The sequence below is a fragment of the Arthrobacter sp. B2a2-09 genome (assembly GCF_027587375.1).
Lineage (GTDB): Bacteria > Actinomycetota > Actinomycetes > Actinomycetales > Micrococcaceae > Arthrobacter.
The window spans coordinates 64,631-90,854 of the sequence record NZ_JAMXIC010000010.1 but is presented as its reverse complement, the minus strand read 5'-3'; the positions used below and the strand labels follow the sequence as shown (position 1 = coordinate 90,854).

Annotated in this window: 29 protein-coding genes; 5 read left to right on the top strand and 24 right to left on the bottom strand. The window is 64.2% G+C overall.

Translation table 11 applies throughout. The features are described 5' to 3' along the window. Positions 1-6: 6 nt before the first annotated feature. The 14 genes from NFJ07_RS12790 to NFJ07_RS12725 all read right to left on the bottom strand — a co-directional run bounded on the left by NFJ07_RS12790 (position 7) and on the right by NFJ07_RS12725 (position 11,523). A complete protein-coding gene (locus NFJ07_RS12790) occupies positions 7-1,512 on the bottom strand; it encodes a flagellar hook-length control protein FliK (protein ID WP_269994847.1) in 1,506 nt (501 codons plus the stop codon). Continuing rightward, entirely contained in the window at positions 1,512-2,222 is a 711-nt protein-coding gene (locus NFJ07_RS12785; protein ID WP_269994846.1) for a C40 family peptidase, read from the bottom strand. Before NFJ07_RS12785 ends, NFJ07_RS12790 begins: the two co-directional genes overlap by 1 nt. Beyond that, positions 2,219-2,644, bottom strand: coding sequence for a flagellar export protein FliJ (gene fliJ, locus NFJ07_RS12780; protein WP_269994844.1), 426 nt, complete (start codon positions 2,642-2,644; stop codon positions 2,219-2,221). The genes NFJ07_RS12785 and fliJ overlap by 4 nt, the downstream gene beginning before the upstream one ends. Beyond that, positions 2,641-3,969: a FliI/YscN family ATPase gene (locus NFJ07_RS12775; protein ID WP_269994842.1), complete on the bottom strand. Its 1,329-nt coding sequence runs from the start codon at positions 3,967-3,969 to the stop codon at positions 2,641-2,643. Before NFJ07_RS12775 ends, fliJ begins: the two co-directional genes overlap by 4 nt. Continuing rightward, positions 3,966-4,580 (bottom strand): FliH/SctL family protein, encoded by a 615-nt coding sequence (locus tag NFJ07_RS12770; RefSeq protein WP_269994840.1) that lies wholly within the window; start codon positions 4,578-4,580, stop codon positions 3,966-3,968. The genes NFJ07_RS12775 and NFJ07_RS12770 overlap by 4 nt, the downstream gene beginning before the upstream one ends. Beyond that, positions 4,570-5,604 (bottom strand): flagellar motor switch protein FliG, encoded by a 1,035-nt coding sequence (gene fliG, locus NFJ07_RS12765; RefSeq protein WP_269994838.1) that lies wholly within the window; start codon positions 5,602-5,604, stop codon positions 4,570-4,572. Before fliG ends, NFJ07_RS12770 begins: the two co-directional genes overlap by 11 nt. Continuing rightward, positions 5,601-7,220 (bottom strand): flagellar basal-body MS-ring/collar protein FliF, encoded by a 1,620-nt coding sequence (fliF, locus tag NFJ07_RS12760; RefSeq protein ID WP_269994836.1) that lies wholly within the window; start codon positions 7,218-7,220, stop codon positions 5,601-5,603. Before fliF ends, fliG begins: the two co-directional genes overlap by 4 nt. Then, positions 7,220-7,561 carry a flagellar hook-basal body complex protein FliE gene (gene fliE, locus NFJ07_RS12755; RefSeq protein WP_269994835.1) on the bottom strand — a complete coding sequence of 114 codons (342 nt, stop codon included), beginning with the start codon at positions 7,559-7,561 and terminating at the stop codon, positions 7,220-7,222. Before fliE ends, fliF begins: the two co-directional genes overlap by 1 nt. Next, positions 7,561-7,953 carry a flagellar basal body rod protein FlgC gene (locus NFJ07_RS12750; RefSeq protein ID WP_269994833.1) on the bottom strand — a complete coding sequence of 131 codons (393 nt, stop codon included), beginning with the start codon at positions 7,951-7,953 and terminating at the stop codon, positions 7,561-7,563. The genes fliE and NFJ07_RS12750 overlap by 1 nt, the downstream gene beginning before the upstream one ends. Then, positions 7,953-8,294 (bottom strand): flagellar basal body rod protein FlgB, encoded by a 342-nt coding sequence (locus NFJ07_RS12745; RefSeq protein WP_269994831.1) that lies wholly within the window; start codon positions 8,292-8,294, stop codon positions 7,953-7,955. Before NFJ07_RS12745 ends, NFJ07_RS12750 begins: the two co-directional genes overlap by 1 nt. Before the next feature lie 135 nt (positions 8,295-8,429). Continuing rightward, positions 8,430-8,720, bottom strand: a complete 291-nt coding sequence (locus NFJ07_RS12740) for a hypothetical protein (protein WP_269994830.1) — start codon at positions 8,718-8,720, stop codon at positions 8,430-8,432. Continuing rightward, complete coding sequence (gene fliS, locus NFJ07_RS12735; RefSeq protein WP_269994829.1) at positions 8,710-9,141, bottom strand: flagellar export chaperone FliS; 432 nt, start codon at positions 9,139-9,141, stop codon at positions 8,710-8,712. Before fliS ends, NFJ07_RS12740 begins: the two co-directional genes overlap by 11 nt. Positions 9,142-9,144: 3 nt before the next feature. Next, positions 9,145-10,536 (bottom strand): flagellar filament capping protein FliD, encoded by a 1,392-nt coding sequence (fliD, locus tag NFJ07_RS12730; RefSeq protein ID WP_269994826.1) that lies wholly within the window; start codon positions 10,534-10,536, stop codon positions 9,145-9,147. 114 nt (positions 10,537-10,650) lie between these two features. Beyond that, positions 10,651-11,523 (bottom strand): flagellin N-terminal helical domain-containing protein, encoded by an 873-nt coding sequence (locus tag NFJ07_RS12725; RefSeq protein ID WP_269994824.1) that lies wholly within the window; start codon positions 11,521-11,523, stop codon positions 10,651-10,653. Between the two features lie 296 nt (positions 11,524-11,819). Here NFJ07_RS12725 and NFJ07_RS12720 point away from each other — a divergent pair, with 296 nt between their 5' ends. The 5 genes from NFJ07_RS12720 (at position 11,820) to NFJ07_RS12700 (ending at position 16,944) form a co-directional block, all read left to right on the top strand. Further along, complete coding sequence (locus NFJ07_RS12720; RefSeq protein WP_269994822.1) at positions 11,820-12,320, top strand: flagellar protein FlgN; 501 nt, start codon at positions 11,820-11,822, stop codon at positions 12,318-12,320. A 75-nt stretch (positions 12,321-12,395) separates the two neighbouring features. Next, positions 12,396-13,835: a flagellar hook-associated protein FlgK gene (gene flgK / locus NFJ07_RS12715; RefSeq protein WP_269994820.1), complete on the top strand. Its 1,440-nt coding sequence runs from the start codon at positions 12,396-12,398 to the stop codon at positions 13,833-13,835. A 3-nt stretch (positions 13,836-13,838) separates the two neighbouring features. Continuing rightward, the gene (flgL, locus tag NFJ07_RS12710; protein WP_269994818.1) at positions 13,839-14,726 is read left to right on the top strand and encodes a flagellar hook-associated protein FlgL; all 888 of its coding nucleotides are present in this window, start codon (positions 13,839-13,841) and stop codon (positions 14,724-14,726) included. Beyond that, entirely contained in the window at positions 14,723-15,124 is a 402-nt protein-coding gene (locus NFJ07_RS12705; protein ID WP_269994816.1) for a flagellar assembly protein FliW, read from the top strand. The genes flgL and NFJ07_RS12705 overlap by 4 nt, the downstream gene beginning before the upstream one ends. A 254-nt stretch (positions 15,125-15,378) precedes the next feature. Next, the gene (locus tag NFJ07_RS12700) at positions 15,379-16,944 is read left to right on the top strand and encodes an APC family permease (RefSeq protein ID WP_269994814.1); all 1,566 of its coding nucleotides are present in this window, start codon (positions 15,379-15,381) and stop codon (positions 16,942-16,944) included. Positions 16,945-17,079: 135 nt separating this feature from the next. On the opposite strand, the gene NFJ07_RS12695 is transcribed toward NFJ07_RS12700, so the two are convergent. The 10 genes from NFJ07_RS12695 to NFJ07_RS12650 all read right to left on the bottom strand — a co-directional run bounded on the left by NFJ07_RS12695 (position 17,080) and on the right by NFJ07_RS12650 (position 26,126). After that, a complete protein-coding gene (locus NFJ07_RS12695) occupies positions 17,080-17,625 on the bottom strand; it encodes an AMIN-like domain-containing (lipo)protein (RefSeq protein ID WP_269994812.1) in 546 nt (181 codons plus the stop codon). Positions 17,626-17,982: 357 nt separating this feature from the next. Beyond that, complete coding sequence (locus tag NFJ07_RS12690; RefSeq protein ID WP_028266109.1) at positions 17,983-18,285, bottom strand: DUF4193 domain-containing protein; 303 nt, start codon at positions 18,283-18,285, stop codon at positions 17,983-17,985. A gap of 143 nt (positions 18,286-18,428) precedes the next feature. Beyond that, entirely contained in the window at positions 18,429-18,605 is a 177-nt protein-coding gene (locus NFJ07_RS12685) for a hypothetical protein (RefSeq protein WP_269994809.1), read from the bottom strand. 56 nt (positions 18,606-18,661) lie between these two features. Beyond that, positions 18,662-19,513, bottom strand: coding sequence for a DUF6454 family protein (locus NFJ07_RS12680; RefSeq protein WP_269994807.1), 852 nt, complete (start codon positions 19,511-19,513; stop codon positions 18,662-18,664). Beyond that, positions 19,494-21,041 carry an inositol monophosphatase family protein gene (locus tag NFJ07_RS12675; RefSeq protein ID WP_269994806.1) on the bottom strand — a complete coding sequence of 516 codons (1,548 nt, stop codon included), beginning with the start codon at positions 21,039-21,041 and terminating at the stop codon, positions 19,494-19,496. The genes NFJ07_RS12680 and NFJ07_RS12675 overlap by 20 nt, the downstream gene beginning before the upstream one ends. Then, entirely contained in the window at positions 21,038-22,099 is a 1,062-nt protein-coding gene (locus NFJ07_RS12670) for an ABC transporter ATP-binding protein (RefSeq protein WP_269994805.1), read from the bottom strand. The genes NFJ07_RS12675 and NFJ07_RS12670 overlap by 4 nt, the downstream gene beginning before the upstream one ends. Positions 22,100-22,148: 49 nt before the next feature. Next, positions 22,149-23,012, bottom strand: a complete 864-nt coding sequence (locus tag NFJ07_RS12665; RefSeq protein WP_269994804.1) for an ABC transporter permease — start codon at positions 23,010-23,012, stop codon at positions 22,149-22,151. Further along, positions 23,012-23,974, bottom strand: coding sequence for an ABC transporter permease (locus NFJ07_RS12660; protein ID WP_269994802.1), 963 nt, complete (start codon positions 23,972-23,974; stop codon positions 23,012-23,014). The genes NFJ07_RS12665 and NFJ07_RS12660 overlap by 1 nt, the downstream gene beginning before the upstream one ends. Then, entirely contained in the window at positions 23,971-25,131 is a 1,161-nt protein-coding gene (locus NFJ07_RS12655) for an extracellular solute-binding protein (RefSeq protein ID WP_269994799.1), read from the bottom strand. The genes NFJ07_RS12660 and NFJ07_RS12655 overlap by 4 nt, the downstream gene beginning before the upstream one ends. 176 nt (positions 25,132-25,307) lie before the next feature. Further along, on the bottom strand, positions 25,308-26,126 hold the full coding sequence (locus NFJ07_RS12650) for a COG4705 family protein (RefSeq protein WP_269994798.1): 819 nt from the start codon (positions 26,124-26,126) through the stop codon (positions 25,308-25,310). Between the last annotated feature and the right edge of the window lie 98 nt (positions 26,127-26,224).

The following is a 26,224-nucleotide window of genomic DNA, read 5'->3' as shown; positions in this document are numbered from 1 at the left end:
CCTTCATCAGACGAGAATGTCCAGGCTGCTGTTACTGCTTCGGGGAAGTACGACGGCGGTCCGCGGCAGGCGAACCGGCTCGCCGTCGCTGCCTCGTGGGAAGCCCGTGCTTTCCGCCGGGCGCCGGTCCCGGGGGTCCGAGCCGCTCGCACCGGCATCGGCTGGGGCGTTGTGTTCGGACAGGTCAAGGCTGGCGCCGAAACCTGATTCCCCGAGTCCGCGCCGCAGTTCCGGCAGGATGCTGCGCACTGCCTCGCGGCCGGCGTCTCCGGGGGCGAACAATTCGATCCGTACTCCTGCGCCGCCGATATGGGCCCGGACAGTCAGCGGACCGAGGTCTTCCGGGGACAGCTTCAAGGTCATCACGTGCGCGCCGGGCGCCGCCGATGCAAGGGAGAACAGCGGTCCAGACACTTGGGGCAGCAGTTTCGCCGGGTCCGCCTGGGGCGTGGGCATTGCCATGCCTGGAAGAGCTGTCGAACGGGCTTGCTGGAGTGGCGACGCCGGCTGCACCACCACCGGAATTCCGGCCTGGATCCCCGCGGGAAGCCCGGGTGCCGCGGCGCCCGGGGAGTCCTGCCCAAGCACCCGTGGTGAGTCCCGTTGCATCGCGGGTTTTCCAGTGGGAAGTACGACGGCGGTGCCGGACTCGCGCGCTTGGGCCGCGGTCGCGTAAACCGCGGGTTCGAGGCTAGCGGGGGGCGGGTCGAGAGGCGACGGGCTACCGGGCTGCAGACTGGTGGGCAGGGTGCCAGCCGGCGGCGGGCTCGTTGTTGAGGCACTTGCCGGGACCGGACCAGACTTGGTTGATCTCTGAACCGGGCTTCCGGTCGTGAGCGCTGCCGGCAGCATGGAAGCAGGGACCGAAGGAACCAGAGCCGAAGCACCCGGGGCCCTCAAAGGCACTGTGTTCGTGGAAGGCACTGTGTTATTCAAAGGCACCGTGTTATTCAAAGGCACTGTGTTCTCCAAAAGCACCGGGTTCCCCTGCGCAGCGCCTACCCCCGCTCCAGCCGGCGTCGCCTGAGTGCTGCCCGCAGGCACCCCAACTACAAGGTTTGCTGTTGCCGAAGTGCCTGCAATCGGGGCGTTACCGTCAACGACACCCTCCTTGACCGGCACAGCAACGCCCGCCGCAATCTCCCGCGGAGCAGCGGTCCCCGCAGCGATTCCGGCCATCGCGAGTCCGCCCGCAACAGAGGCCGCCGCGCTCGCTACATCAGCCGCACCAGGTGCATCAACCGCACCAGCCGTATCAGCCGTGTCCTTGGCGCCCTTCGACGCCTCCGGTTTAGCGGCTCGGGCGGCCGTCCCGGGACCGTCGGCGGCAGGCTTTCCCTGCGCGCCGTCGTCGGGCGCCTGCCGGACGGTCCCATCGGATGTCTGCGCGTCGGATGCCAGCACGCCGTTCATCACGGCATCAAAACCGGCAGCCGCGCCAGAGTGAGAGGCGGCCGGAGAGCCAGGAGCGGCAGGACGCGGAGCGGCCACACCGGCCGGGGGCAACTGCATCACGAGCCTCCCGCGGGGACAATTCGGCGGATCGCGGTCAGATTGGACTGCTGTTCCCACGCATCGCGGATCTGGATGGTCTGGCCGGGGACGGGCGCATCGATCGCTTTGCCGTTGCCGAGGTAGATGGAGATGTGTTCGCCGCCGAAACTGACCAGCAGGTCGCCGGGCTTGGCCTGGGCCAAGGACGCCACGGGGGTGCCTTGACGCATCTGGTCGCTGACGACGCGGGGCAGGTCGACGCCCAGGTCCTTGAAGACGCGCTGCACGAAGCCGGAGCAATCCATGCCCACGGCCGGGTTCGTGCCGCCCCAGACGTAGGGCACGCCCACGTATTTCTTGGCGTCGGCCACTACGGCGTCGCCCGTGACACCGCCGGTCGCCGTGCCGGCCCCGACGCCCGAAAGCGCGCCCGTGCCTGCAGCGCCGGTAAGGCCCGCAGCACCGGTGAGCCCCGCAATACCGGAGAGGGCAGTGCCGTCGAGCCCCAGAGAAGAAGCAAGCTGGCTCACGTCCGGCGTCGTCGAGCCCCCGACGGCGGTACTCAACGCTTGCGCGAAGGACGCCGCGTCCGTGGAAGAGGCCGTGCCCGCGGAAGGGTCCGCTGTCCCGGCGCTCGTGGAAGATGCTTGCGGGCGGACGCCTTGGCTTAGTTGCTGCAACATCGACTGGATGCTCTGGATGCGCCCGATGGCCTCGGTCATGCTCATGAGGTGGCCTTCCGGTGCCAAGCTGAGGACGCGATCTCGTCCAACACGCCTTGTTCAGCGCGCAGTGCGGAAGCCTCGAAGGCGGCTCCGTGGCGGGTTTCGAGCTTCTCTAGTCCTACCGCGCGACGCTTGGCTTCGGTGTATTCCGCGCGGGCCTCCGCGGCTTCAGCCTCTGCGCTGGCGGCCAAGGCGTCAAGCTCGGCCAACATGCTTTGCGCGGACGCGCGGGAGGCCGCGATGGCCAGGAGTGAAGCAGAGCTTCCAGCATCTCCGGCGGAATCGGCCAGTTCCTCGCGGGCCTCAGCCCGGCGGGATCGCAAGGATGTGGACCGGGAGTTGGCCCGGGCCAGTCCACTGGCGGCTGCATCCTGCTGCGTCTGGCGCAGGCGCAACAGCCCGGCCAGGGAGAATTGACGGTTCACGCGGCTCCTTCGAGGCTTGCTGAGAGGCCGAAGAGCTCCGGCCAGGACTCGCTGTACGGGGTGGATTCGTCCATGCTTTGCTGCAGGAACCGGTTGATGGCGGCTTCATGGTCCAGTGCCGCGTCAACCAAGGGATTGCTGCCGCGGTGGTAGGCGCCGACGTCGATCAGGTCCTGGGCGCTGCGCCGCGCGGCGAGGACCCTGCGCAGGGATGCCGCGAGCGCCGTGCGATCGGCGGAGTTGACCTTGGAGGCCACACGGGACACCGAACCAAGCACGTCCACCGAGGGAAAGTGCCCCGTGACGGCGAGCTTCCGGTCCAGGACCACGTGTCCGTCGAGGATCGAGCGGGCGGCGTCGGCGATCGGTTCGTTGTGGTCGTCGCCGTCCACCAGCACCGTGTAGATGCCGGTCACGGATCCGGTTTCGGCGGTGCCAGCGCGTTCCAGGAGCCGGGCCAGCACGGAAAAGGTCGACGGCGGGTAGCCGCGGGTGGCGGGCGGCTCGCCGGCGGAGAGGCCGATTTCGCGTTGGGCCATAGCTACGCGGGTGAGTGAATCCATCATGAGCACCACGTCCTGGCCGGCTTCGCGGAACGATTCGGCAATCCGGGTGGCCGTGACGGCGGCGCGCAGGCGCATCAGGGCGGGCTCGTCGGACGTGGCAACAACCACGACGGAACGGGCCAGGCCTTCGGGGCCGAGGTCGTCTTCCAGGAACTCGCGCACTTCACGTCCGCGCTCCCCCACCAGTGCAATCACGGAGACTTCGGCATCCGTGCCGCGGGCGATCATGGACAGCAGCGAGGACTTGCCGACGCCCGAGCCTGCGAACAACCCCATGCGCTGGCCGCGGCCAAGAGTGGCCATGGTGTCCAGGACGCGGACCCCGGTCTGCAGCGGGGTGTCCACGCGGGCGCGGTGCATGGCCGACGGTGCTTCGTTGTCCAAAGGGACCATGGGACTGGCGGGCAATGGGCCTTTGCCGTCGATCGGACGTCCGAGCCCATCCAATACCCGCCCAAAGAGCCCGCGGCCGGTAGGGACCAGGATCGGGGCGCCCTTGGAACGCGCAGAGTCTCCCGCAGCCACACCGGACAACCGTCCCAGCGGCATGCAGCGGACGGCGCCACTGACCGAGGCGACCACTTCGGCGTCGAGCCCGGGTGCCTCACCAACCGTGACCAGATCTCCCACCGCGCAGTCCAACCCGGAGACCTCCAGGCCAAGCCCGAGCACGGACGTCACGGTGCCCACGCGCTGCGGTGCCGCGGCGGCGAGGGCTGCGCGGAAACGGCCTGCGTGTGGCCGCTCGGTAGTGCTCATAAGTCGTTCCCCAGCAGGGCCGCTTTCGCCCTGTCCAAAGCGGTGCTGAGCCGGGCATCGAGCCAGCCTTGCGGATATTCCGCGATCGCGTCGCCGGGGTTCAGCGCGGGATCGGCTTTGAGTTCGACACCGTCAACGTTCACGACGTCGACGGCGGCCAGCGCGGCAAGGTCCGCCGGGTGGAGACGGACGGCAGTCACGGTTTCCCCTCCGGACACGGCGCCCAGGGCTCGGGCCAAGGCAGCGCGAGCGGTGTTCCCGCCCTTGTTGAGTTCGTAGCCCAGGATGGCTTCGGCAAGCTCCATCGCGCTGGCCGCCAACACATCCTGCGCTTCTTCCAACACAGCGCCTCGGCGCTGCAGGGACGCAGCGGCGGCCGCTTCGAGCGCGCGGACACCTTGCGCCACAGCCAAGCGTCCGGCGTCGAGCATTGCGTGGTGTTCGGCCTGAAGCTGTCCGCGGAGACGCTGCTGTTCCGCGGCCGCGGCCTGGATCCCGGCCGCGTAACCTGCCGCGTGTCCCTGGGTGTAGCCCCGGTCCTCCTTGCGCGACCGCGCGGCCGGCTGGATGTCCGGGAAGACCACCCTCCGGAGCTCAGCCTCAGTAGACATAGTCGTCTTCTTCGCCGCGCCGGACTACGATGGCGCCTTCGGCTTCCAGCTCCCGGATGGACCGCACAATCTCTGCCCGGGCCTCTTCAACCTGGGAAGCGCGGACCGGCCCGGCGGAAGCCATCTCGGCTTCCAGGATTTCGAGGTTGCGGCCGGACACGTTCGTGCGCACTGCCTCGAGCACCACGGCAGGGGCACCCTTCATGGCGACGGCGAGCACTTCGGCACTGACGCCACGCAGGATCTGCTGGATGTCGCGGCGTTCCAACTTCACGATGTCCACGAAGGTCAGCATCCGGGCGCGCACTTCCGTGGCCAGCTCCGGATCGAGGGTTTCCAGGCCATCCAACACGGAGCGTTCGGTGTTGATGTCGGAGCGGTTGATGATGTCGACGAGGGGCTGGATGCCGCCGACAATTTCGCTCGACTTCCTTTGCGACATGACCGCCCCGGCACGAACCTTGAGGGTCTCGGCCACGATGCCCACGGCCTCGGGCGAAGCCATTCCCATCGTGGCGATGCAACGGGCCACCTCACTCCGCTGTACGTCGCCCAACCCGGCCATGACCGCGGAGGCCTTGCCCGGCCGCAAGTGCGCCAGGATCAGGGCAATGGTCTGCGGCATCTCGCTGTCGATGAGGGCCAGGAGTTGCCCGGGGTCCATCATTTCCAGGAATTCGAAGGACTTCCCTGCCATGGTGGACGCGAGGCGGTCCATGAAACCGGCCGCTTTATCCGCGCCAAAGGACGCTTCCAAGAGCCCGACGGCGAATTCCTGGCCGCCGCGGGCCGTTCGGCGTCCGCTGACCGCAAGGTCGTGGAACTCGGTCATGACGTGGTCCGCCACGGATGAGGAGACGCGGCGCAAGCGCACGATCTCGGCGGCGATGTCCTCGGCCTCGGACTCGGAGAACTGGGTCATGACTGAGGCTGCGCTGGCCGGGCTCATCTGCATCAGCACCACGGCCACCTTTTGGGCACCGGTCAAACTGCCTACTTCCAGGCCAAACTCTCCGGTCCTCATACCGGCTGCTTTTCGTCCATGAGTCCACGCAGGTACTCGGCGGTCCGGGCCGGGTTCTCGGCAACCATGGCTTCAATCTGGGCACGCCGCCGCTCGCCGTCGAGCGCTTCGACTCCAGGCATCGGCAACGCCGGGACGGGATGCACCGGCGGCAGTTCGATCGCCGTTGTGGCGGGCGGTCCTTCGAGCGCCGGCGTGGAGACGGCTTGGGGCAGCATCTCGTAGTCAAGCCGTTCGCCAAGGTCAACCGGTTCGCGTCGCTGCCGGCGCCGCAGGAGGATCAGCACAAGCACAATCAGCGCTACCACCGCCAGCAGGATGCTGCCGGCGAGGATGAGCGTGTTCATCAGATCCGACTGTTGCTTGGCATCGGCTTGTGCTTTGGCCGCGCCCAGTGCTTGTGCCGCCGCGTCCGCAGCCGAAGTACTGAAGGGCAGCACTTCAACCGTCACCACGTCGCCGCGGGTGGGATCGACGCCGGCCGCGGAAGTGACCAGAGCCTTGACCGAGTTGACGTTGAGTCCGGCCGCCGCGGACTGGTTGATGGCAACCGAGATGGTCTGGCGTTTCAGGGCGCCTTGCGGAATGGTGCGGTCTTCCGTGACCTTGTTGACGGCGTTGTTCTTGGTGGTGTCGCTGGAATCGAAGGTTCCGTTACCGTTGGTGCCGCCCGGCACGGCAATGTTGTCCGGACCAAGGACACCGGAAGCACCGCCACCGGTTCCCGTGTATTTCTCTGTCTTGGTGGTCTCGCTGAGCGGAGCGGCATCCTTGGCCGTGGAGAACGTCTCGCTGCGCTGCTGCGCGGACTCCGCGGTCACGTCTGCCGCGACGGCGACGGTGGCGTTGCCAGGGCCAACTACCCTGTCCAGCACGGCCTTCACCGAATCGGACGTGCGCTGCTGGTAGTCGGCGGCTTGCTTGGATGAGGAACCAGTGGCTCCCCCTCCCACCGTGGAGAGGACGTTGCCTTGGGAATCCACCACGGTCACATTCGTTGGCTTCAGGTTTTCGATCGCGGCGGACGTCAAGTGCACGATCGCCTGGACCTTATCGGCAGAGAGGGTGATGCCCGGCTGCGTTTCCACGAACACGGATGCCGTAGCGTCCGGAGCTTTGTCCACGAACACCGTTTTGGCCGGAATGGCCAACTGCACGGCGGCTGTCTTCACGCCGTCCATGGCCTGGATGGTGGTGGCAAGTTCGCCCTCAAGCGCGCGCTTGTAGGTTACGGACTGCTGGAACTCGGACGAGGTGACCCCGAGCTTGTCGAGCAGCGAATAGCCTGTGGCCGCAGCCGCCGGGAGGCCCGCTGCGGCTGCTTTCAGCCGTTCATCGTTGACCTTGTCATCGGGAACCAGGATGGTGGAACCGCCGTTGCTGAGCTCGTACGGGACGTTGTCCTTGCGCAGCTGCTCCACGATCCCGTTGGCGTCCGTGTCCTTCAGGCCGGAGAACAGCGGCGAGTAGGACGGCTTGCCCAACCATGCCGACAGGGCCACTCCGCCGAGCACCAAAACGGCGATGCCGATGATGGCGATGGTGCGCTGCCCGGCGGTGAATCCCTTGAATCCATCGCCCATCTTGCGGAAGAAGGCGGCAATCTGTGGAGGCATCAGGCCTGCATCCTCATGATCTCGTTGAACGCGTCAACGCCCTTGTTCCGTACCGTGGAGACAAGCTCCATGGTGATCTGGGCGCGTGTGGCAGCGATCGTCGCCTTGTGGATGTCATCAAGGTTGCCCGTCACCGCAGACACTGCCAGCTGGTTCGACGTCGATTGCAGTGACTGGAGGTTGTCCACGGCACCGGTCAGCGCCGTCGCAAAGCCGTTGCTGTCCGCTGCTCCTGCGGTTCCGCTTACGTTGTCTGTGCTGCCTAGGTAGCCGGTACCGGTGACACCCTGCACGGAAAGCCCCCCGCCACCTTGAATTGCCCCGATCGGGTCCAAAGCCATCAGGATTTTCCTATCTCAAGCGCTGCCTGGTATGTCTCACGGGCGCGGTCTACTACTTGGGCGTTGGCCTGGTAGCCGCGTTGCGCCACAATCAGCGCACCCATCTGTTCGGAGAGATCGATGTCCGGGTAACGCACATAGCCTTGGGCGTCAGCCAGCGGATGGTCGGGCTGGTACACGAGCCTGCCGGTCGCACTGCCCTGGGGGGTGCTCTTGACGTACACTCCGTTTCCGTCGCTGCCCTCGGCGGCTTCGACGTAGCGGGCTTGGAAAGCCTTGCCGCTGGTGCGGGATACGTCGTTGATGTTGGCGATGTTGTCCGAGACGGCATCGAGCCATTTGCGGTGCACCGTCAGGGCTGAGCCGGCAATCCCTATCGCATCGAAAGTCATCAGCTGGACCTCATGGCCGTGCGGATCGCGGTGAATTCGTCTCCGACGGCCCGGGCCGCGAACTGGTAGCGCAAGACGGTGTCCACGTTGGAGAGGGTTTCGGTGTCCAGGTTCACGTTGTTGCCGTTGAGCTGGGTGGGTTCCTGCGACGTTGACACCGTGGGTGCAGCGTAACCATTCCCGGCGTTCACCGAGGCCGCGAGGGCGTCTTCAAACTGGACCCTTTTGGCGTGGTAGTTCGGGGTATTGATGTTCGCGATGTTGTTGGCGATGGTGTTTTGGCGCAGGGTCAGCCCGTCGAGCGCGCTACCAAGGGCAACAGAAGTCACTGAATCGAACACGACGGCCTGCCTTCGCGAATAGGTATGAAGAGGCCGATCCATGGCCGCGCATCGAGCAATCCCTGCTCGTCTTTCACCATCGGCACGCGTCGGGGATCCGTTAGCCGATTGGGAGATTGTTTCGGTACTTTCTCTTCAGCCTTGGACGTCGAGGATCAACGGACGCGGTGAATTCCGGCTTCCAGGGACTGTGCTGAGCGCGTCCAAGTGGGCGACTGCGTCGTTACGGACCTTGCCGAGCATGGCCATGGATTCCAGCTGCGCGTCAAGGATCCGGCGCGCCCGGTCCGCCAGCTCTTCAGGAAGCTGCCCGGCAACGGCGGGCGCATTCCATGGCTCGGGTTCGCCGCCGGAGACGGCCAAGGCGAAGTCGGCTTCCAGCCGGTCCAGGATGTCGGACCATTCCCGAACCGGATCAGCCGACACCGAGCGTGCCGTTCATACTGGCGGTTCCGCCCTGGGCAGGCAGTTGCGAAGACGCGTCGTGCCAGCCTTGCCGAAGCGGTTCCAGCAGCGCGATGCATTCCTTGGTCCGGTTGACGTCGCGATAGATGTTGGCCCCGATCATGGCTTCCATCGCGTACTGATAGATGCTCAGCAGTCCGGAGGCGCCATCCCACGCATCGGTCTTCAGCGTCGAGGACAACTCCGTGACGATCGCCTGCGCATGCAAGAGGTTTTCGCTGGCGACGCCCCAATTGGCGTTCTCCTGGGCGAATTGGGCCCGGCCCAGGTCCAGGAGGAGGCGGTCATACAGCATGGTCAGGAGCCTGGCCGGCGGGGCCGAGAGGATCGCGTCGGTGTTGTACTTGCTGAGCTGGCTGGCACGCATGGCGGTGGCTGTCACGGTTTACTTTCCTGACGAGGATGATGAGGTGGATAGGGCGGAGATCTGGCCGGTCAGCCATGCGGACTGGGACTTTAGGCCACCGAGCAGGACCTCCATGTTGGTGTAGACAGCTTTGAGGGAGGCGCGGCGGTCCGTGAGCCGGATGTCCCAGTCGGCGATCTGGGAGGTCAGATCGGACACTTCGGACTGCTGCCCCTTGATCAGCTGCGGTATGGAGCCGCTCACCGGGTCCGAGGCGTTCGTCGCGGCCGAGGCAACCCTCGTGGCGATCTGCGACAGTGCCGACTGGGTCCCGGCCGGGTCGGCTGCCATCGCCGAGGCGAACTTGCCACTGTCGAAAGTGAAGGTGCCGTCCCTTTCGATGACGATGCCGTATTCGGAGGGCGACTTGCCGTTCACCGGGGCCACCACCGCTTCGGTGACGGCATCGCTGACAGCCAGAACGGAACTGTTCCCGGTGAAGATGCCACCCTTGGCGCTGGCGACGCCCGTAGTGCTCGTCGTCGTGCTCACCGCGCTGCTGCTCGCGATGTAGCCCAAGAGATCGTTAACTGAGGAGACCAGGTCGCTGGCCTTCTTTGTAATCCCAGCAATGTCGCTTGCCACAGTGACGGTGACCGGTGAGGAGCTCACGGCGGTGGCAGTCACCGCGACGCCGGGAAGGACCTCGCTGAACGTGTTGCTGGAGGAGGTGATGGCCTGTTGCGCGGCGGTGCCGGCATACAGGACAGCCTGAGCGTCCGCGGCTGGTTTGACGATTGCGGCTGTCGGTGCGGCAAACAAGTCTGTCGCAGTCCCGGCAGTTACGTCGGCGGCGGTGCCCTGATACGCCTGGAAGTCGCCGGCTGCGCCGCCCGTGGTGGAGGTCAATTGCAGGCGGTAAGTGCCGTTTCCGGCCGGGACCTTCACCGCGGCCGCTCCCCCGCCTGCCGCATTCACGGCCTTGACTACATCGTCAAGGCTCGTGGAAGCCGGGGTAATTTCGGTGGTCTTTCCGGTCTTGTCAACCAGAGTCAGATGTGCGGGGTTGCCGGACGCATCGGTGGGCCAGGTGGTGAGAGCTTCGGTAACACCGATCTTCGTGGACGACAACTGGGTCACGGTGACATCGATCGAGCCTGGGGTCGCCGCGGTGGAGGCCGTGGCCGTGATGGCCGGGTTGTTCGTGGTGGCCGTGAACAGATTGGTCGCGCCGGGCGCCGAGATTGAGGAAGACAGGGAGTTCAACACTGTCAGACGGGTGTTGAGGCTGTTGAGCGCGTTGATCATCGACTGGTCGGCGGTGACCTTGGACTGCAACTGCTGCTGGGGCAGCGCTTCCACTGCCATCTGCGCGTCAATCATCGAGGTGGTGTTCAGGCCGCTGGCGAGGCCGTCAATCGATGTTCCCACTGGGGGTTCCTTCCAAAGTTATGCTGCTGCGCTAAAGGCCAATGGCGGCCAGACGGGTATGGGACCCGAGCTGACCGCCACCGGCGATGATGGATCCGCCAGGCGGTTCCGGGTTTAGCCGAGGAGCTTGAGGACACCCTGGCCGGACTGGTTGGCCTGGGCCAGCATGGCCGTACCGGCCTGCTGCAGGATGTTGGCCTTGGTGAACTTGACCATTTCCTGAGCCATGTCAGTGTCGGTGATGCGGGACTGAGCGGCCTGCAGGTTCTCACCGGAGACGTTCAGGGTGTTGATCGCGTGCTGCAGGCGGTTCTGGGTGGCACCGAGGCCCGCGCGCTGGGTGGAGACGTTCGTGATGGCGGTGTCGATCTTGCTGATCGTGGTCTGCGCGTTGGCGGACGTGTCCACCAGGAAGTCTGCGGCGGTCGTTGAGCTGGAGAGCGCCCCGACAGCCGTTGCCACATCGCCGACCTTGACGGAGATCTTGTCATTTGCGGTGCCGCCGGTGCCGACCTGGATGTCAAGGGAGCCCGGGGTGGAGGTGGCGGAAACACCGGCACCCGCGGCACCCTTGAGCAGGTCGATGCCGTTGAAGTTCGTACCCTTGGTCAGTCGGTCGAGCTCCTGGCCGAGGGAGTCGCCTTCGGTCTTGATAGCGGTACGCGCATTGGCGTTGTTCGTGTCGGACGAGCCCTGGACGGCGAGGTCACGCATGCGCTGCAGGATCGAGGTGACTTCGGTCAGGGCGCCTTCAGTGGTCTGGATGACCGAGATGCCGTCCTGGGCGTTGCGGGCTGCAACGGTAGAACCGGAAACCTGGGACTTCAGGCCCTCGGAGATCGCCAGTCCGGCTGCGTCGTCAGCTGCCCGGTTGATGCGCAGGCCGCTGGAGAGCTTCTCCATCGAACTGGATACTTCGTTCTGCGTGTTGCTGAGGTTGCGGTATGCGTTGTTAGCCATCAGGTTGTTGTTGATTGCCATGCCCATGGTGTTTCCTCCGTGATTGGGTCTTGTATCTCCAGGCCATCCGTGGCCTGTCACTTCTGGTTATCGGAACTGGCAGGCCTTTGGTTAGCAAAAAGCCGCAGGAAAACTTTGCCGTGCCCAGAAAATCCACCGCCCGTCATTTGACTGGACAAAGTGAACAAATCATGCATAAACAACACCTAACGCATGGGCCGCGGCAGCCGATAGTTGTCTTCAACGCGGTGAAGACACAAGGGAAAGTGCCTTCTCGCGGCGACGCACCCGAGAAACCAACCCGGAACTGGAGTTGACCCGACATGGCCATCCATGAACTGTCGGCCCTGCTATGGCGAGAACGTGAGCTACTGGATCTGCTGACATTCAAGCTGGAGGAAGAGCAGCTGCTCCTCACAGCGGGCAAATCCCGATGGTTGCCGCATGGCACGCGGGAAGTGGAACAGGTCTTGGAACACCTGGCCAAGGCCGGGCTTGCAAGGGCTGTGGAAGTGGCGGCGGTGGCAGAGCAATGGGGCCTGCCGGCCGAGTCTTCATTGGGCGAGCTGGCCTCGGCCGCCCCGGAAGAAGCTTGGGCTGACGTTCTGTCCTCGCACCTGAACGCGATGCAGCAGCAGACGGCCACCATCAAGGAGCTGCGTGATTCCAACGAGCAGTTCCTCCGCGCCGCCGTCCGTTCCACCCAGGAAACCATGGCGGATCTGAAGCCGGCGGCCGGAACCTACGACTCCCACGGCCGTACGGGTTCCCAGGGCAGGACCGCAGACTCACCTCCGTCCCGCCTTTTCGACCAGCAATTCTGACCGAAACTCATCAAACGTAGACGGACAACCAAAGGCCGCACCCACCCGGGCCCGGATCACCCAAAGGACATAGCAGTGAGTACATTCGGCGGACTGAATACGGCCTACTTGGGCCTCACCGCAGCGCAGCAGGGCATCAACGTGGCCGGGCAGAACATCGCCAACGCCGGCACGGACGGCTACACAAGGCAACGCATCGAACAATCGGCCCTCAGCGCGCCGGTCCGTACGGGCCTTGTCGCTGCGGGAGTCCAGGCAGGCCAGGGCGTATCCGTAGATGGAATCGCCCGATTGGGCAACAGCTTCCTCGACGCCGGGGTTCGTTCCAGTGCCGCCCAGGCCGGCTACGCCGGATATCGGTCCACCGAGCTCCAGGGCATTGAGGGGACCCTTCAGGAACCTGGCTCCGCCGGTATATCCACGGCGCTGCAGAATTTCTGGTCCTCCTGGCAAGGCATCTCCAACAACCCGGGAGAGGCTGCGCCCGCCGGCGTGCTGCTTCAGGCAGGTACAACCCTCGCCAATACTGTTTCGACAGGCTACAAGGCCTTGGACGCGCAGTGGACACGCGTCCGCGGCGAAGCCCAAAGCACCGTCGCCACCCTGAACGATGCCGCCGCCCGCGTGGCCAACTTCAACGCGACCATCCGCTCCGTGACGGCCTCGGGAGGTTCCGCCAACGAGCTCATCGATGCCCGCAACCAGGTGGTCGAGACCATCTCGTCCTTGGCCGGAGGCGCCGTCCGGGACAACGCCGACGGCACGGTGGATGTTTTCGTCGGAGGCAACGCCATCGTCTCCGGCACCTCGCACCGCGACCTTGCTTTGGCGGGTCAAACAACCATGAGCGCGGCCAGCGCCACAGTGCCGTTGGAGGGGCCAGTCCAGTTGGAGTGGGCCGACCGTCCCGGCGTCGCGGTTCCCCTCGACGGCGGAAAGCTCGCCGGCGCGGTCTCGCTCCTCGCCCCGGCCGCAGCGGAAGGTACCGGCGGGGCTATCGCCGAAGCCGCCGCGTCCTACAACGCGTTCGCAACCAAACTCATGAACGACGTCAACGCCGTGCACCGCACCGGGCAGTCCACCACCGGTGCCACCAACCTCGACTTCTTCACGACCAGCCCCGGCACTCCACCTGCATTGTCCCTCAGCGTCGTCCCGACGAGTGCCGCAGGAATCGCCACCGGAGCTCCGGGTTCCGGCGCCCTCGACGGCAAAATCGCGGACTCCCTCTCCCAAATCGGCGTCGGGCCCGGTTCCCCGGATGCCTTGTGGTCCGGGATCGTCACAGGGATCGGCACGACGTCGCGCTCTGCACAACAGCACCAGCAGCTCGCCGACGCGGCGAACACGGCCGCCGTCGGGCAGCGTTCCTCAGGAGCTTCCGTGAGCCTCGACGAGGAGAACATCAGCCTCCTCACCAACCAACACGCCTACCAGGCGGCCGCACGGGCAATGACTGCGGTGGACGAGACCCTCGATGTCCTGATCAATCACACCGGATTGGTAGGAAGGTAAGCCATGCTGAACAGAGTCACCACCCAGACGATGGCCGCCGCCGCGCAACTGAATCTGCAGGCGGGTCAGGCCAAGCTTGCCGCACTGCAGGACAAGGCCAGCAACCTCACGAACATCACCCGGCCCTCAGACGACCCAACGGGGCTGGCGAATGCCTTGGCTGTGCGTGGACAGATCAGCGCCGCCGGACAGTATTCGAACAACATCAACGACGGCAATGGCTGGTTGACCACCGCTGACGGAGCCCTTAGCCAGGCGACCAACGTCCTCACCCGTATCCGTGACCTCACCGTGCAGGCCTCGAACGGCTCGCTCAACGACTCCGCCAAGGAGGCGATCGCCGTCGAAATCGAGGGACTCAACAAGGATCTCCTGGGCAGCGCGAACACGCAGTACCTCGGCCGCAACGTCTTCGCTGGAAGCTCCGATTCAGCCGGCGCGTTCAGCAATGCCACGCCACCTGTCTTCAATGGAACGCCCGGCAGTACAGTGGAGCGGCGCGTCGATGCGAGACAAACGGTGCGCGTAGACGCCGACGGCGGTGCGATCTTCGGGAGCGGCGCCACCTCGGTCTTCGCCTTGGTGGGCAACGTCGTCGCTGACATCCGCTCCGGCGCGGACGTCAGCAGCCGTTTGACGGCACTCAGCGACAGCATTAAGACAGTCATCAGCGGGCGGGCAGACGTCGGAGCGCGGCAGACCAAGCTTATGAGCGCGCAGAACTCCGTGGACGGGCTGAAGGCTTCGCTTGAGGTCCAGCGCTCCGGAATTGAAGACGCAGACATAGGAAAGGTAGTCATGGACTTGAAGCTGCAGGAGACCAACTACCAGGTTGCCCTCGCGGTCACCGCCAAGACGCTCCAGCCCACGCTCATGGATTTCCTCAAATGAGCACGGCACAGGCTTCCCGGGAGTTGAGCTTCACCGCGCCCATGCCGGGGCTTGAAACTTCTGACGGCTTCGCTTTGCGGGGAATCGACGGCGCCCCCGGGCTCTACGCGATGGAGTCGGCCAGCCCGCGCATCCGGATGTTCCTGGCCGAGGCCGCCGTTTATGTTCCGGACTACGCGCCCACTATCCCCCGCGCAACACTGGAGGATCTTGGCCTGGACCGGGCCGGGCTGGATCCGGCTGGGCTGGCAACCATCCTGGTCGTGGTTAACCCTACTCCGGAAAAGACCACGGTCAACCTCGCGGCCCCCATCGTGTTGAACCCGGAAACCGGCCGCTGCACGCAGCTTCTCCTGGACAGCAAGGAATACCCCCTCCGGGCCGAGCTGAGCGCCTAAGCAGCACCCGCTCCCCTAGTTGAGACCCCGACGCTCGCTCACTTTTGGGCCATTCCGGGCAGACGCTCGCTCAAATGATCTGCCCCGAACCAAAATTGTTTGGCAATACCACTTGCGCCAAGGCTTCTCCGCGTCCATACTAAATGAACGTCATTCATTTAGTGACTCCCGTCTCAAAGGAGAGCACCGCGGATGACCGGATGCCGCGGCATCACCCAGCAGCACCTCTCGGCCATCTAGAAAGAGCCAATAACATGACTCAAATAACCCGCCCAAGCGCAAGGAAAACCGTGGAGGCCCACGATCCCGCCGGCACCGAACACGGCATCAGCGGCAAAGGACTCAAGACGGGGCAGCTGGGGCTCCTCGCCGTCGTCGTCCTTGGTATTTCCTCAGTGGCGCCCGCCTACAGCCTGACCAGCTCACTGGGCCCGGCGGTCAACGCGGTGGGCCTGCAGTTGCCCGCGATCTTCATCGTCGCGTTCATCCCGATGATCCTCGTGGCGTTCGCCTACCGCGAGCTCAACGCAGACTCCCCGGACAGCGGCACCACCTTCACCTGGGCGACCAAGGCCTTCGGCCCGTTCATCGGCTGGATGGGCGGCTGGGGGCTGCTGGCCGCGAACATCATTGTTTTGTCCAACCTGGCGGGCGTCGCGGTGGACTTCTTCTACCTCTTCCTCGCCCAGGTTTTCGGCAATCCCGACCTTGCGAACCTCACCTCCAACAAGGCCTTGAACATCGCCACGTGCCTGGCTTTCGTGGCGCTGGCTGTCTGGGTCAGCTACCGGGGCCTGCACGCCACCAAACTGGTGCAGTACGCCATGGTTGGGTTCCAGGTAGTGGTCTTGGGCGTCTTCGTCGTCATGGCCCTCACCCACGCCTCATCGGGTGACACCCCCACCGCGCTTGCCTTCAGCTGGGACTGGTTCGACCCCACGAAGATCAGCAGCTTCGAGCAGTTCGCTGCCGGCATGTCCCTGGCAGTCTTCGTCTACTGGGGCTGGGACGTCTGCCTGACGGTCAATGAAGAGACCAAGGGCGGCAAGGGCACTGCCGGCAAAGCCGGAACCACGACGGCGATCGCCGTCCTGGGACTCTACGTCGCAGTGATCGTCGCAACGATGATGGTCGCAGGCGTTGGTGGCGACGGCATCGGGCTGAACAACCCGGACAACCAGTCCAACATCTTCGCCGCACTGGCCTCCCCCGTGATGGGTCCCCTGGCCATCCTGATGTCCCTGGCCGTACTCGCAGGCACAGCGTCGTCCCTGCAGTCCACCATGGCCTCCCCCGCCCGAAGCCTGCTCGCCATGGGGCACTACGGCGCCCTCCCCCAGAAGTTCTCCACCGTGAGCAAGCGCTTCGGTTCCCCCGGTTTCGCAACCATCATGGCCGGGGCTATCTCCGGCGGGTTCTACGCCATCATGAAGGTAGTCAGCGAGAACGTCCTTAACGACACCATCCTGGCCCTGGGCTTGATGATCTGCTTCTACTACGGAATGACCGCCTTTGCATGCGCTTGGTACTTCCGGCACAGCGTGTTCAGCAGCGTCCGCAACTTCTTCATGCGCCTGCTCTTCCCGGTGATCGGTGGCGTAGTTCTGACCCTCGTCTTCATCCAGACGGCAGTGGACAGCTGGTCCCCGTCCTTCGGGAGCGGTTCCGAGATCTTCGGCGTCGGTCTCGTGTTCATCATAGGCGTGGGCATTCTGGCCTTCGGAGCGGTGGTCATGGTGATCATGGCCCGCGTCCGGCCCGGCTTCTTCCGCGGCGAAACCCTCCGCCAGGACACTCCGGCCCTCGTAGTACCCGAGTAACCCGAGTAACCCGAGTAACCCTCAACGCGTCAGAAGCCCTGTTCCGGAATCAACCGGAACAGGGCTTCTGTTGTGTGTCGGGACCTCGCCCTGCGTTCAGGCCGGCCGGCGGCCGGCGGCCGGGCCGCTAGCGGCTCACCACATATGCGCGACGTCGACCACCAGGCGCGATCCCGTTCCGGGACCGGCCAACGTGAAGACCCTGAAGGGGAGCCGGGAGCGGAGACCCAGGCCAAGGCTGGTGTATCCCTCAAAGCTGCCCGCGTAGGCCACCTGCCGGAAGGTCTTGTAGTCCGAGACGTTCGTGAGCCCATTCTTGTCGGCCGGGTTGTACGTGGCACTGCCACTGGAGTTGTACGCGGGAGCGTTGACTGTGACTTGCAGGAACGCATTGCCCCTCAGATCTACGGGAAGTCCCGAGCCGTCCTGCAGTACTTGTGGAACATAGCGGATTGAATAGCCGGCAACGGCGCCGTTCAGGTCGATCACCAGGCGGTCAAAACAGAGCTGCTGGCCCGTCCTGACATTGACCACTTGTGCCTGGGTTAGCGCTGGGTTGGACTTCGCCAACGATCCCCAGACGATCCCGCAATACGGGGCTGCGAACGCTGCCCCTGGAGCCACGAGACCAAGCCCGGCGGCCACTAGCAAAGCTGCCAACCACGCGTGAAACTTTCTCATCTGGGCCCACTCCCCTTGAGTGCTTGAGCGATCCGATACCTCAAGAGTAGGAGCGTCGGGGCCCTTTCAGGAGCTTCGTATCCGCTTCGGCGCCCAACCGTTAATGGACCTCGCGAAGGGTCACGGGGACGTGATTCGGCGGCCTGGCTTCCGCGATTTTCCGGGGTTTCAGCACCGTTTCGCGCCTCTGTTCGTTATCCCGGATAACGACGCCGGAGCGCTCCCGGCATCGATTGCTCCGTAACCGTCGCTTTGAATGCTCAGAACGACAGTTGCTCAGCAATCGATGGGGCTAGGCATGCAAAAGCCCCGCCGTTGCTGGTTTCCAGTCAGGCGGGGCTGCTTTGCGTGCGGGGTTTAGCCTTCGCAGTCGCGGCAGTACTTGAGGCCGTTCTTTTCCAGTGCGATCTGCGACCGGTGACGGACCAGGAAGCACGATGAACACGTAAATTCATCGGACTGCTCCGGGACAACGATGACGGTCAGTTCTTCGCCGGACAGATCGGCGCCCGGAAGGTCAATGCCCTCGGCTGTGTCGTTCTCGTCGACGTCGATGACAGCAGTCTGGGCACCGGAGCCGCGCGACGCCTGAAGGGCCTCGAGCGATTCGGCGGGAGACTCTTCTTCGGTCTTGCGTGGGGCGTCGTAATCGGTAGCCATTGTTGTAGTTCACTTTCGTTGCTGCATAGTGCCATTTCAGGCACCTCAGTGAAGCAGTTTAGGGCATAGTACACGCCATCAACGAATAGTGTGTTCAACAAGACATTTGGCTACGTGAAAACCCCGGAATCTCGGGGTTTGCGCTACTCCGCGGCCCGGATTTTCCGGGCCTGCGCGTCGGCAATGGCCACACCGCTGAGGGCAGGGAGCCAGCCGTACCGGGTGGCTTCAGTGGCTCCGGAAGCCCCCAGCTCGGCGGCGTCGTAGAAGTAGGCAGCTTCGATCCAGGCACTCACCTTGGACATGATGGATACGATCATGCGGCCACGCTATCGAGGTCCCGTTCAGGACCCGTTTCCGCTCTGTCACGGCTGTGTTAAATGATCCTGTAGCTCAGTATCCGCGTCCCGCCGTCGTCGTCACCGTCATCCGGCGCTGCGTGAATCAGTAGTCCGGATTCATCCGAGGTGACGGTGACAGGATTGCGTGTGATTACGTGACCGGCACCGCTGAACACGCTGATGGGCACGTCCCGCCTTATTCTCTGCCGTAGCGGTTCCACGAGGGCCAGTCCCCCGAGCTCAAGGGAAGTGCCATCGGCCTGCGGCAGCAACGAGATCCCGCTGCACAGCAAGAGGCCCGGACCCAGTAGCTGGGCATCCTGATAGTCAACGAAGTGGCCAGGGTTCTCCCACTGGTCCACGAGGCGGCCTTCCGTATCCCAGGTGTAGAACTGCCGGGAACCCCAGCTTCCGCCGAACACCAGGTCCAGTCCGGGATCGCGGAGGATCCAGCCGATGTGGTCGTCCACACGGAACCGCTCGCGGACTTCGAAGGTGTCCGGATCGATCGTATAGACGATGCTTCTGCTCCCGGCACGGTATTCAGCGACAGAAACCCACACCTGTTCGCCGTCGAAATCGATACCACCGGGGTGGTAGATGGTGCCCTCGCCCAGATGGATGTCGCGTAAGAGCCCGCCGTCCGGCCCGAGGACGAACACGTGCCCGCTCCCCCGTCCGGGAGTGCGGAGCGCTGGATCCGCCGCAGGGCGCGGCGCCTCGAGGATCTCAACGGACGACAAGAACGTCAGCCCTTTGGCGAACGCCATGCCCTGCGGGTGGTACGTCGGAAAGTCGAGGCGGACCTCCTCAACCAGTTCGAAGCGGCTCCGCCGGTCAAGGATGGAAACAGCGTCGGAGAGGAGCTCACTTGCTGGCATCGGCATGTGCCTGGCTCCACAGTTCGTAAAGCTCGGCCGAGTATTCCGGACGGGCCGCAAGCACCCCGCCCTGTTTCGGGAACGTGTCCATCTCGCCCTCGGAATTGAGGACGATGCCTCCGGCCTCTTGAACAACAAGCGTGGCCGCCAGATGGTCGATCGGGCTGAAACTCCCGATGATTGCCCCCGCACCACGCCCGGCAGCTACGCCCACCACCGTCATGGTCGCCGAACCCATGATCCGCATGATGCTGTGCCGCTCGCCGAGCTCGGCGAGCAGTTCCAGCATTCCGGGCCACGGCAAGTGCCCCGCGAGTTCGGTCGCCACCACGGTTCCAGCCAATGCCGCCGTCGAAACTCCCGCAGGAGCCAGCGATAGCGGCTTTCCGTTCAGCCAGGCACCATGACCGGCCCACCCCTCGAAAATCTCGCCACGCCAAGGATCCGCGACGACGGCCACCGCGGGCTTGCGGTCCACGGCTAAGGCAAGCGAGAACGCCGTCCAGGGAATGTGGTTCACGTAGTTGGTGGTTCCGTCGACGGGATCGAGGTACCAACACGGTGCACCGGGCACGGCGACTCCGCCCATTTCCTCGCCCACTACCGTGTGGCCGGGAAGGCGTGCAGCAATCACTTCGCGGACATAGCGCTCGACGGCGACATCGACTTCCGTGACCAGATCAGCAGGGTGCGCCTTGGTAGAGACCTGGCCGCGATCGGCGTCGCGCATGTACCCGACGGCCCATTCGGCCAGTTCCAACGCGACTTTCCGGGACTCAAGAACCTCGTCTCCGGCCAGTCCCTTGGGAGCCCGGGCCGAAGCCCATACCTGCGGGTCTTCAGCGATGGCGCTTTGCAATAGATCCAGTTGGTTGCTCGTGATCGAATCCACGCCAAGTCCCAATGCCCAGCGTATGGATTCCAAGTCGTCCACGGTCCAGCACGCAACCTTGGCTCCCGCGGCGTGGATCTGTTCGACCATGTGCTTGCTGAGAACCACGTGCTCGGAATTGACGAACTCGGGATTCAGCTCGGCCAGCAGGTCCTCCGGCGGGGCGGTCCGCTTGCTCCAGGGCAGCCAGATCCGGGCATCCTGGTCGAGGGCGCGGATGGTCCGCATGCCGTCCAGGTTCCCGCACCAGGCCACTTCGATGCCGCTTTCGCGTACGACGGCGGCGGCCGCCTCGGCGGGGCCGGGCTCGTCCATGTCAATGAGCAGAGTTGATTGGCTTCCGCGGAAAAGTTCGAGGGCTTCGGAAAGCAGGGGAATTCGTTCCTCCCCGGCGCCCAGTAGCCTGATGCGGTCATAGTCGACGTCTGCCGCTTCGGCGTCGAGGCTCCAGATCCTGAGCAGCGAGGCGTCGTGGAGCAGGATCACCTGTCCGTCCTTCGTTACCCGGACGTCCACTTCCACGAGGTCCGCACCCGCGTCGATGGCTGAGGCGATGGCGGGCAGCGTGTTCTCCAGGTATTTGCTGGAGTCGCCCCGATGGGCCGTGGCACGGGTCCGTTTGGTGTCAATGATGTTGCTCAAAGTGCGGCACCTTTCTCTTCTACCAGGCGTCCGTCCCGGAAGGTCATGGCCTTGCGGATCCCCGCATATGTCTGCTGGCCGGGCTGCATAAGCTCACCGCTGACAAAGCTGCGGAGCTGGGCGTCGGCCCTGCGCACGTACACTTCCTGGAAATGTCCTCGTGGGACAACCCTCTCGACGGTCGCCGGGACCGCACCCGCGAAGGGCGCGTCTGCCAGGATGACGTCCTCGGGTCGGATGCCCAGGATGTCTTCACCGCGGGCGATGAGTCCGTTGTTGAGTGAGCCTTCCACGCGGTTCATGCTGCCGATGAAGGTAGCTACGAACTCGGTTTCCGGGCGGGCATAGAGCGCTTCCGGAGTGCTGTATTGCTCGATCTTGCCCGCATTCATGACCGCGATGCGGTCGGACATGGACATCGCCTCTTCCTGGTCATGCGTGACGATGACTGTGGTGATGCCCAGTTCCTGCTGGATCTTGCGGATGTCTTCGCGCACTTTGACACGCAGTTTCGCGTCCAGGTTGCTCAGGGGTTCGTCCAGGAGCAGGAGCTTCGGCTCCTGGACAAGTGCCCTGGCCAAGGCCACGCGTTGCTGCTCGCCACCGGAAATGCGGGCGGGCTTGGAATCCTTGTGGTGCAAAAGGCTGACCAACTCCAGGACGGCTTCCACCCTGTCCTTGATCTCGGTCTTGGACATCTTGCGGAGCTTCAGCGGGAAGCCGACGTTCTTGGCCACGGTCATGTGGGGCCACAGCGCGTAATTCTGGAAGACCATCGCGCTGGGGCGATTCTCCGCGCCAAGGTGTGAGACCTCCTGGCCCTCCACCTCAATGGAGCCGGAGTCCGGTTCCAGGAAGCCGGCGATCATCCGCAGCGTCGTTGTCTTGCCGCAGCCGGAGGGGCCAAGCAAGGACACCAGCTCGCCCTCTTTCACCGACAGATCGAGGTTGTCGATGATGGTGCGGCCGCCGAGGATCTTGTGGAGGCCACGGATGGTCAGGCCACCGCCAGACGCCGCAGTTCCCGGCTTTGTTGTGCCGGCAAGTGGTTCAGTCAATGGTTCATGAATTGTCATGGGTTCTCTGTCTGACGTTGAGCGCAGGGCGCTATTTAATCTGGAAGCCTTCGGCGAGCTGGCCGCCGAGGATGTGCTTGTGCGCCACGAGCATGAGGGCTACGGAGGGGATGGCCAGCAGGATGGAGAAGACGGCAGCCACCTGGGTGGGGTAGTTCAGCACCAGGCTGTACATCTGGGTTGGCATGGTCATGAAGGCCGGCGCACCCACCAAGTACGTTCCTTGTGCTTCGTCGAAGGACGCCAGGAAGGACATCACGGCCGCGACGATAATCCCAGGCAGGGCCATGGGGAGAGTCACTGAAGCGAACACGCGCAATTTGGAGGCTCCGGCGTCGCGGGCTGCTTCCTCAAGGTTTCGCGGGACGGCAGCGAACGCTGCCGCCGGGATCCACGTCATGAAGACCACCGTGCCGAGCACGTGTACCACCAGGATTCCCAACACGCTGTTCATGAGGTTCAACGCGTAGAAGAGCGCCGCAAGGGTGACGAACAAGCCCATCTTCGGAAAGGCGTTGGTCGCGAACAGGCTGATCAGGAAGAAGCGGCGTCCGGGGAAATCGAAGCGGGCGAAGGCGTAGGCCGCGGGCAAGCAGATGATCGCAGAAACGAGCACCGTCAGCGGGGCGAAGAACAAGGAGTTCTGCACTGCGACGCCGAGCGCGCCGTCGTTGACGACCACCTGCCACCAGCGCAGCGTCCAGTCATCGGGAAGGAGATTGGGGAAGGTCCAGTTACCGGCGAAGGCACGGACGCCCAGCCAGAGCAGGGGCCCCAGGATGAAGACGACCATGAGCACCACGAACAAGCCCACCAAGGCACCGCGGACAATCGAGTCGAGCGTGAGCGGCCGACGGGTGCGGGACGCAGCGCGGGAACCGGTAGTGATAGCCATCAGACTTTCCCCTGTTCCTTGGCGGAACGGAAGTTTGCCCACACATAGAGTGCGGCGATTCCGGAGGCAATCAGGAAGACGGTGAAGGCCATGACCGCGGACTGCTGGGGCTGGTTGAAGGCAGAGAAGTAGTTGGACATGTCCACTCCGAGCATGTTCGGTGAATTGGGCCCGGTGAAGTACGGGACCGTGAACGATCCGATGATTCCGATGGCCGTGAACGTCGTCGCGATGATGATCGGCACTGCCGCCATGGGAACGATTACTGAGACGATCGTGCGCAAGGAGCCGGCACCGGCGTCGCGGGCTGCTTCGATCATGGCGTTCGGCACGGACTGCAGTCCGGAGGAGATCATGAGCACGGAGAAAGGCAGGGACGTCCAGACCGAGCCGATGATGACCGTGACCATGGTGAACGCCCATACGGGGAAGTCAAGCCCGAAGAGGGCAAAGACGCTCCGCAGGAAGCCCGTCCCGGAGTAGAAAGTCAGGATCGCCCACGAGGCGATGACCACCGGGATGAACAGCGGCACGATCGCCAAGCCCGAGAGTAGTCGGGCCATCCGGCCGCCCTTGAGCTTGAGGTAGAGCCCAATGCCCAGGGCCAGGAAGATGACGGTCGCCGTGCTCACCAGGGTCACGATGACGGTGACCAGGAGGTCCCCGAGGAAACGCTTGTTGGTGAACATCTCCTGGTACGCGGCCAGGGTTCCCCACCAGGCGTCTGCCTCGTGCACGTTCTGGCCGATGGTGGCGATGGTGTGGTTCAATCCGCCGGTCAGGCCGATGCTGAAGCCGAAGGCGAGAACGATCGGGAAGCCGACGAAAAGTGCGATCAACAGGATCGGCGGGAGGGCCATGAAGAACCCGACGGCGCGCTGGCCCAGGCGCTTAGGGCGCGTGGCACCAGCCGGCGGAACTGTTTGTTGCAGCTCCGCCGGCTTTTGAAGCGTGGTTGTCACTGGCCGGGAACCTTCTGGTCCCAGAGGTTGTTCAGGTCTTTGCCCATCTGGGAAAAGTAGCTCTGACGCAGGTTGCTGGGGTCCGCGTCCTTGAACTTGTCCTGCACGTCAGCCGGCAGTTTGTCCAGGCTGATGGCCGGGAAACCGGACATCACCTTGATGATCATGGTCTGCGCGTCCGGCGAGAGGACGAAGTTGGCAAGCTTCAGCGCGGCTTCCTGGCGGGGCGAGGCCTTGGGAATGCCGAGGTAGGCAGCACCGCCGGTGAAGGACGGGTTGCTGATCTGGGTGGCCTTCACCGTGGCCGGGATCTGGCCGTTGGCCAAGCCGGTGATGAACTGGTCAGACCACACCGGAGCCATGGAGATCTGTCCCTTGGAGAGCAGGTCAAGGGTCTGCTGGTTGCCGTTGGGGTAGACGCCGCTCTGGAAGACGGACGAGTTGAGGTCCTTCAACGTCGCGAAGCCCTGGTCCCAGTACTTCTCAAGGTCCTTCTCGTAGCCCACTGCCATCTTGGCGCGGGCGTCAGCAGGGACGAACTTGTCCAAGACGGTGGCAACGAATGCCCCGCCGGAGCCTCCCGACTTGGGCGAGTTGTAGGTGAACTTGCCTGGGTTTGCCTTGATCCAGGCCAGCAAATCGTCAAGGGTCTTCGGCGGAGCGGGAACTGTCTTGGTGTCATACGCCAGGAGCACCGCGGAGCCGCGGTAGGGGATGCCGCCCGTGCCGCCGGCCTTGATGACGTTCTGCGGGACACCGTTCAGGGCCGAAATCGTCTGCGAACTCACCGGCGTCAACAGATTGGCCGCGGAAGCGCTGGGAACGAAGCCACCATCCACCAAGTCGAAATCAGGTTCTTTGTTCTGCTCCGTGGCGCTGGTCAGCTTTGCCAGGGTCTGGGCATCGTGCTCGCCGTGCAGATCCAGCGTGACCTTCACGCTGTAGCCGGGGTTGGCCTTCTCGAACGCGGGAACAAGGCTCTTTTCCCACAGGGCCTGGACATTCGTGTCCCCGCTGATGAACACGGTGACCGTCTTGTCCGGGGATGCGCTGGCGCCGTTGTTCTGGGCCGAAGCGGTGCTGCTTTGAGCGCAGCCGGTCACAGCGGTGGCTGCAACAACGGCGACGGCGGCCGCTGCTAGAAAGCGGTTGGTCATGGTGTTCCTTCATCTTGTCTGGAAAAGTCCCCCCAAGTGCAGGAACTACATTCCAAGGGCAAGGTGAAGGTGCGGGTCACGGGTTATGAATCCGGGGTTAACCGGAAACAGAATTCACGCGAATATGTCAGGACATACGAACATCAGTACGAAAACTCGAGCGGCAACGGATCGCCCTATTTGAGGGCTCGTTTCCAATTGATCGTCAGGAACGTGACCAGGACGGCTATCGCCGCGGCCAGGGCCAGGCTGACGGGGCCGGTGCCCCAGTCGAGTCCCCCTCGCCCAGGGGAAACCGCGGTCCAGTCAGAGAAGGATGCCCCCAATGGCCGGGTCAGGATGTACGCGAACCAGAAGGCCGGTATTGCCGCCAGCAGGCGACGCCAGTGGGCCAGTGCAGGGATAACTATGACAACCGCGAACATGATGCCTGAGGCGAGGTAGCCCAAGCCCAGAGTGTAGGCGGTCAGGTCTCCGGTAGCCGTGCCGAGTGCGAAGGTTGTCAGCACCGCAGCCCAGTAGAAGGACTCCCGACGCCGGGTGGTGATGCTGTGGATGGAGAGGGTCTTCTCGCTTCGGTGCCAGAGCAGGAAAACGACGGCGAGCGCCACGGTAAAGAACAGGGTCGACGCCAGGTAGGGGACGCCAAGTCCGACGTGAACGGCGTCCGCAGCCATGGTCCCAAACACACTGACCATCGCAACGGCAGTCCAGTACACCCAGGGGATGTAGCGGCGGACACGGAACTGCAGGACCAACGAAATCACCAATGCGGCGAACCCGAGGCCTAAAGCGATCTCGGGTTCGAATCGGTGGACAAGGAAATCGGACGTCGTTTCTCCCATCCCGGTAGTGAGGATCTTCACTACCCAGAACAGGACGGTGACCTCGGGTACTTTCGAGGCGGAGGCTCGGGAGACGGCGTTTTGCAGTTGATCGCCAACAGCTACGGTGTCCTTGACCCGCGGGCTAGCGGTGAGTTCTTCGGGCATCATGGCCCCCATTGTTCACGGCTTTCCCGAGCGTTTCCCGAATATGACGCGTGGCCCGAATCCTCGTCCGAGTCCCAGCCCCTCGCAAAACTCCCCGATCG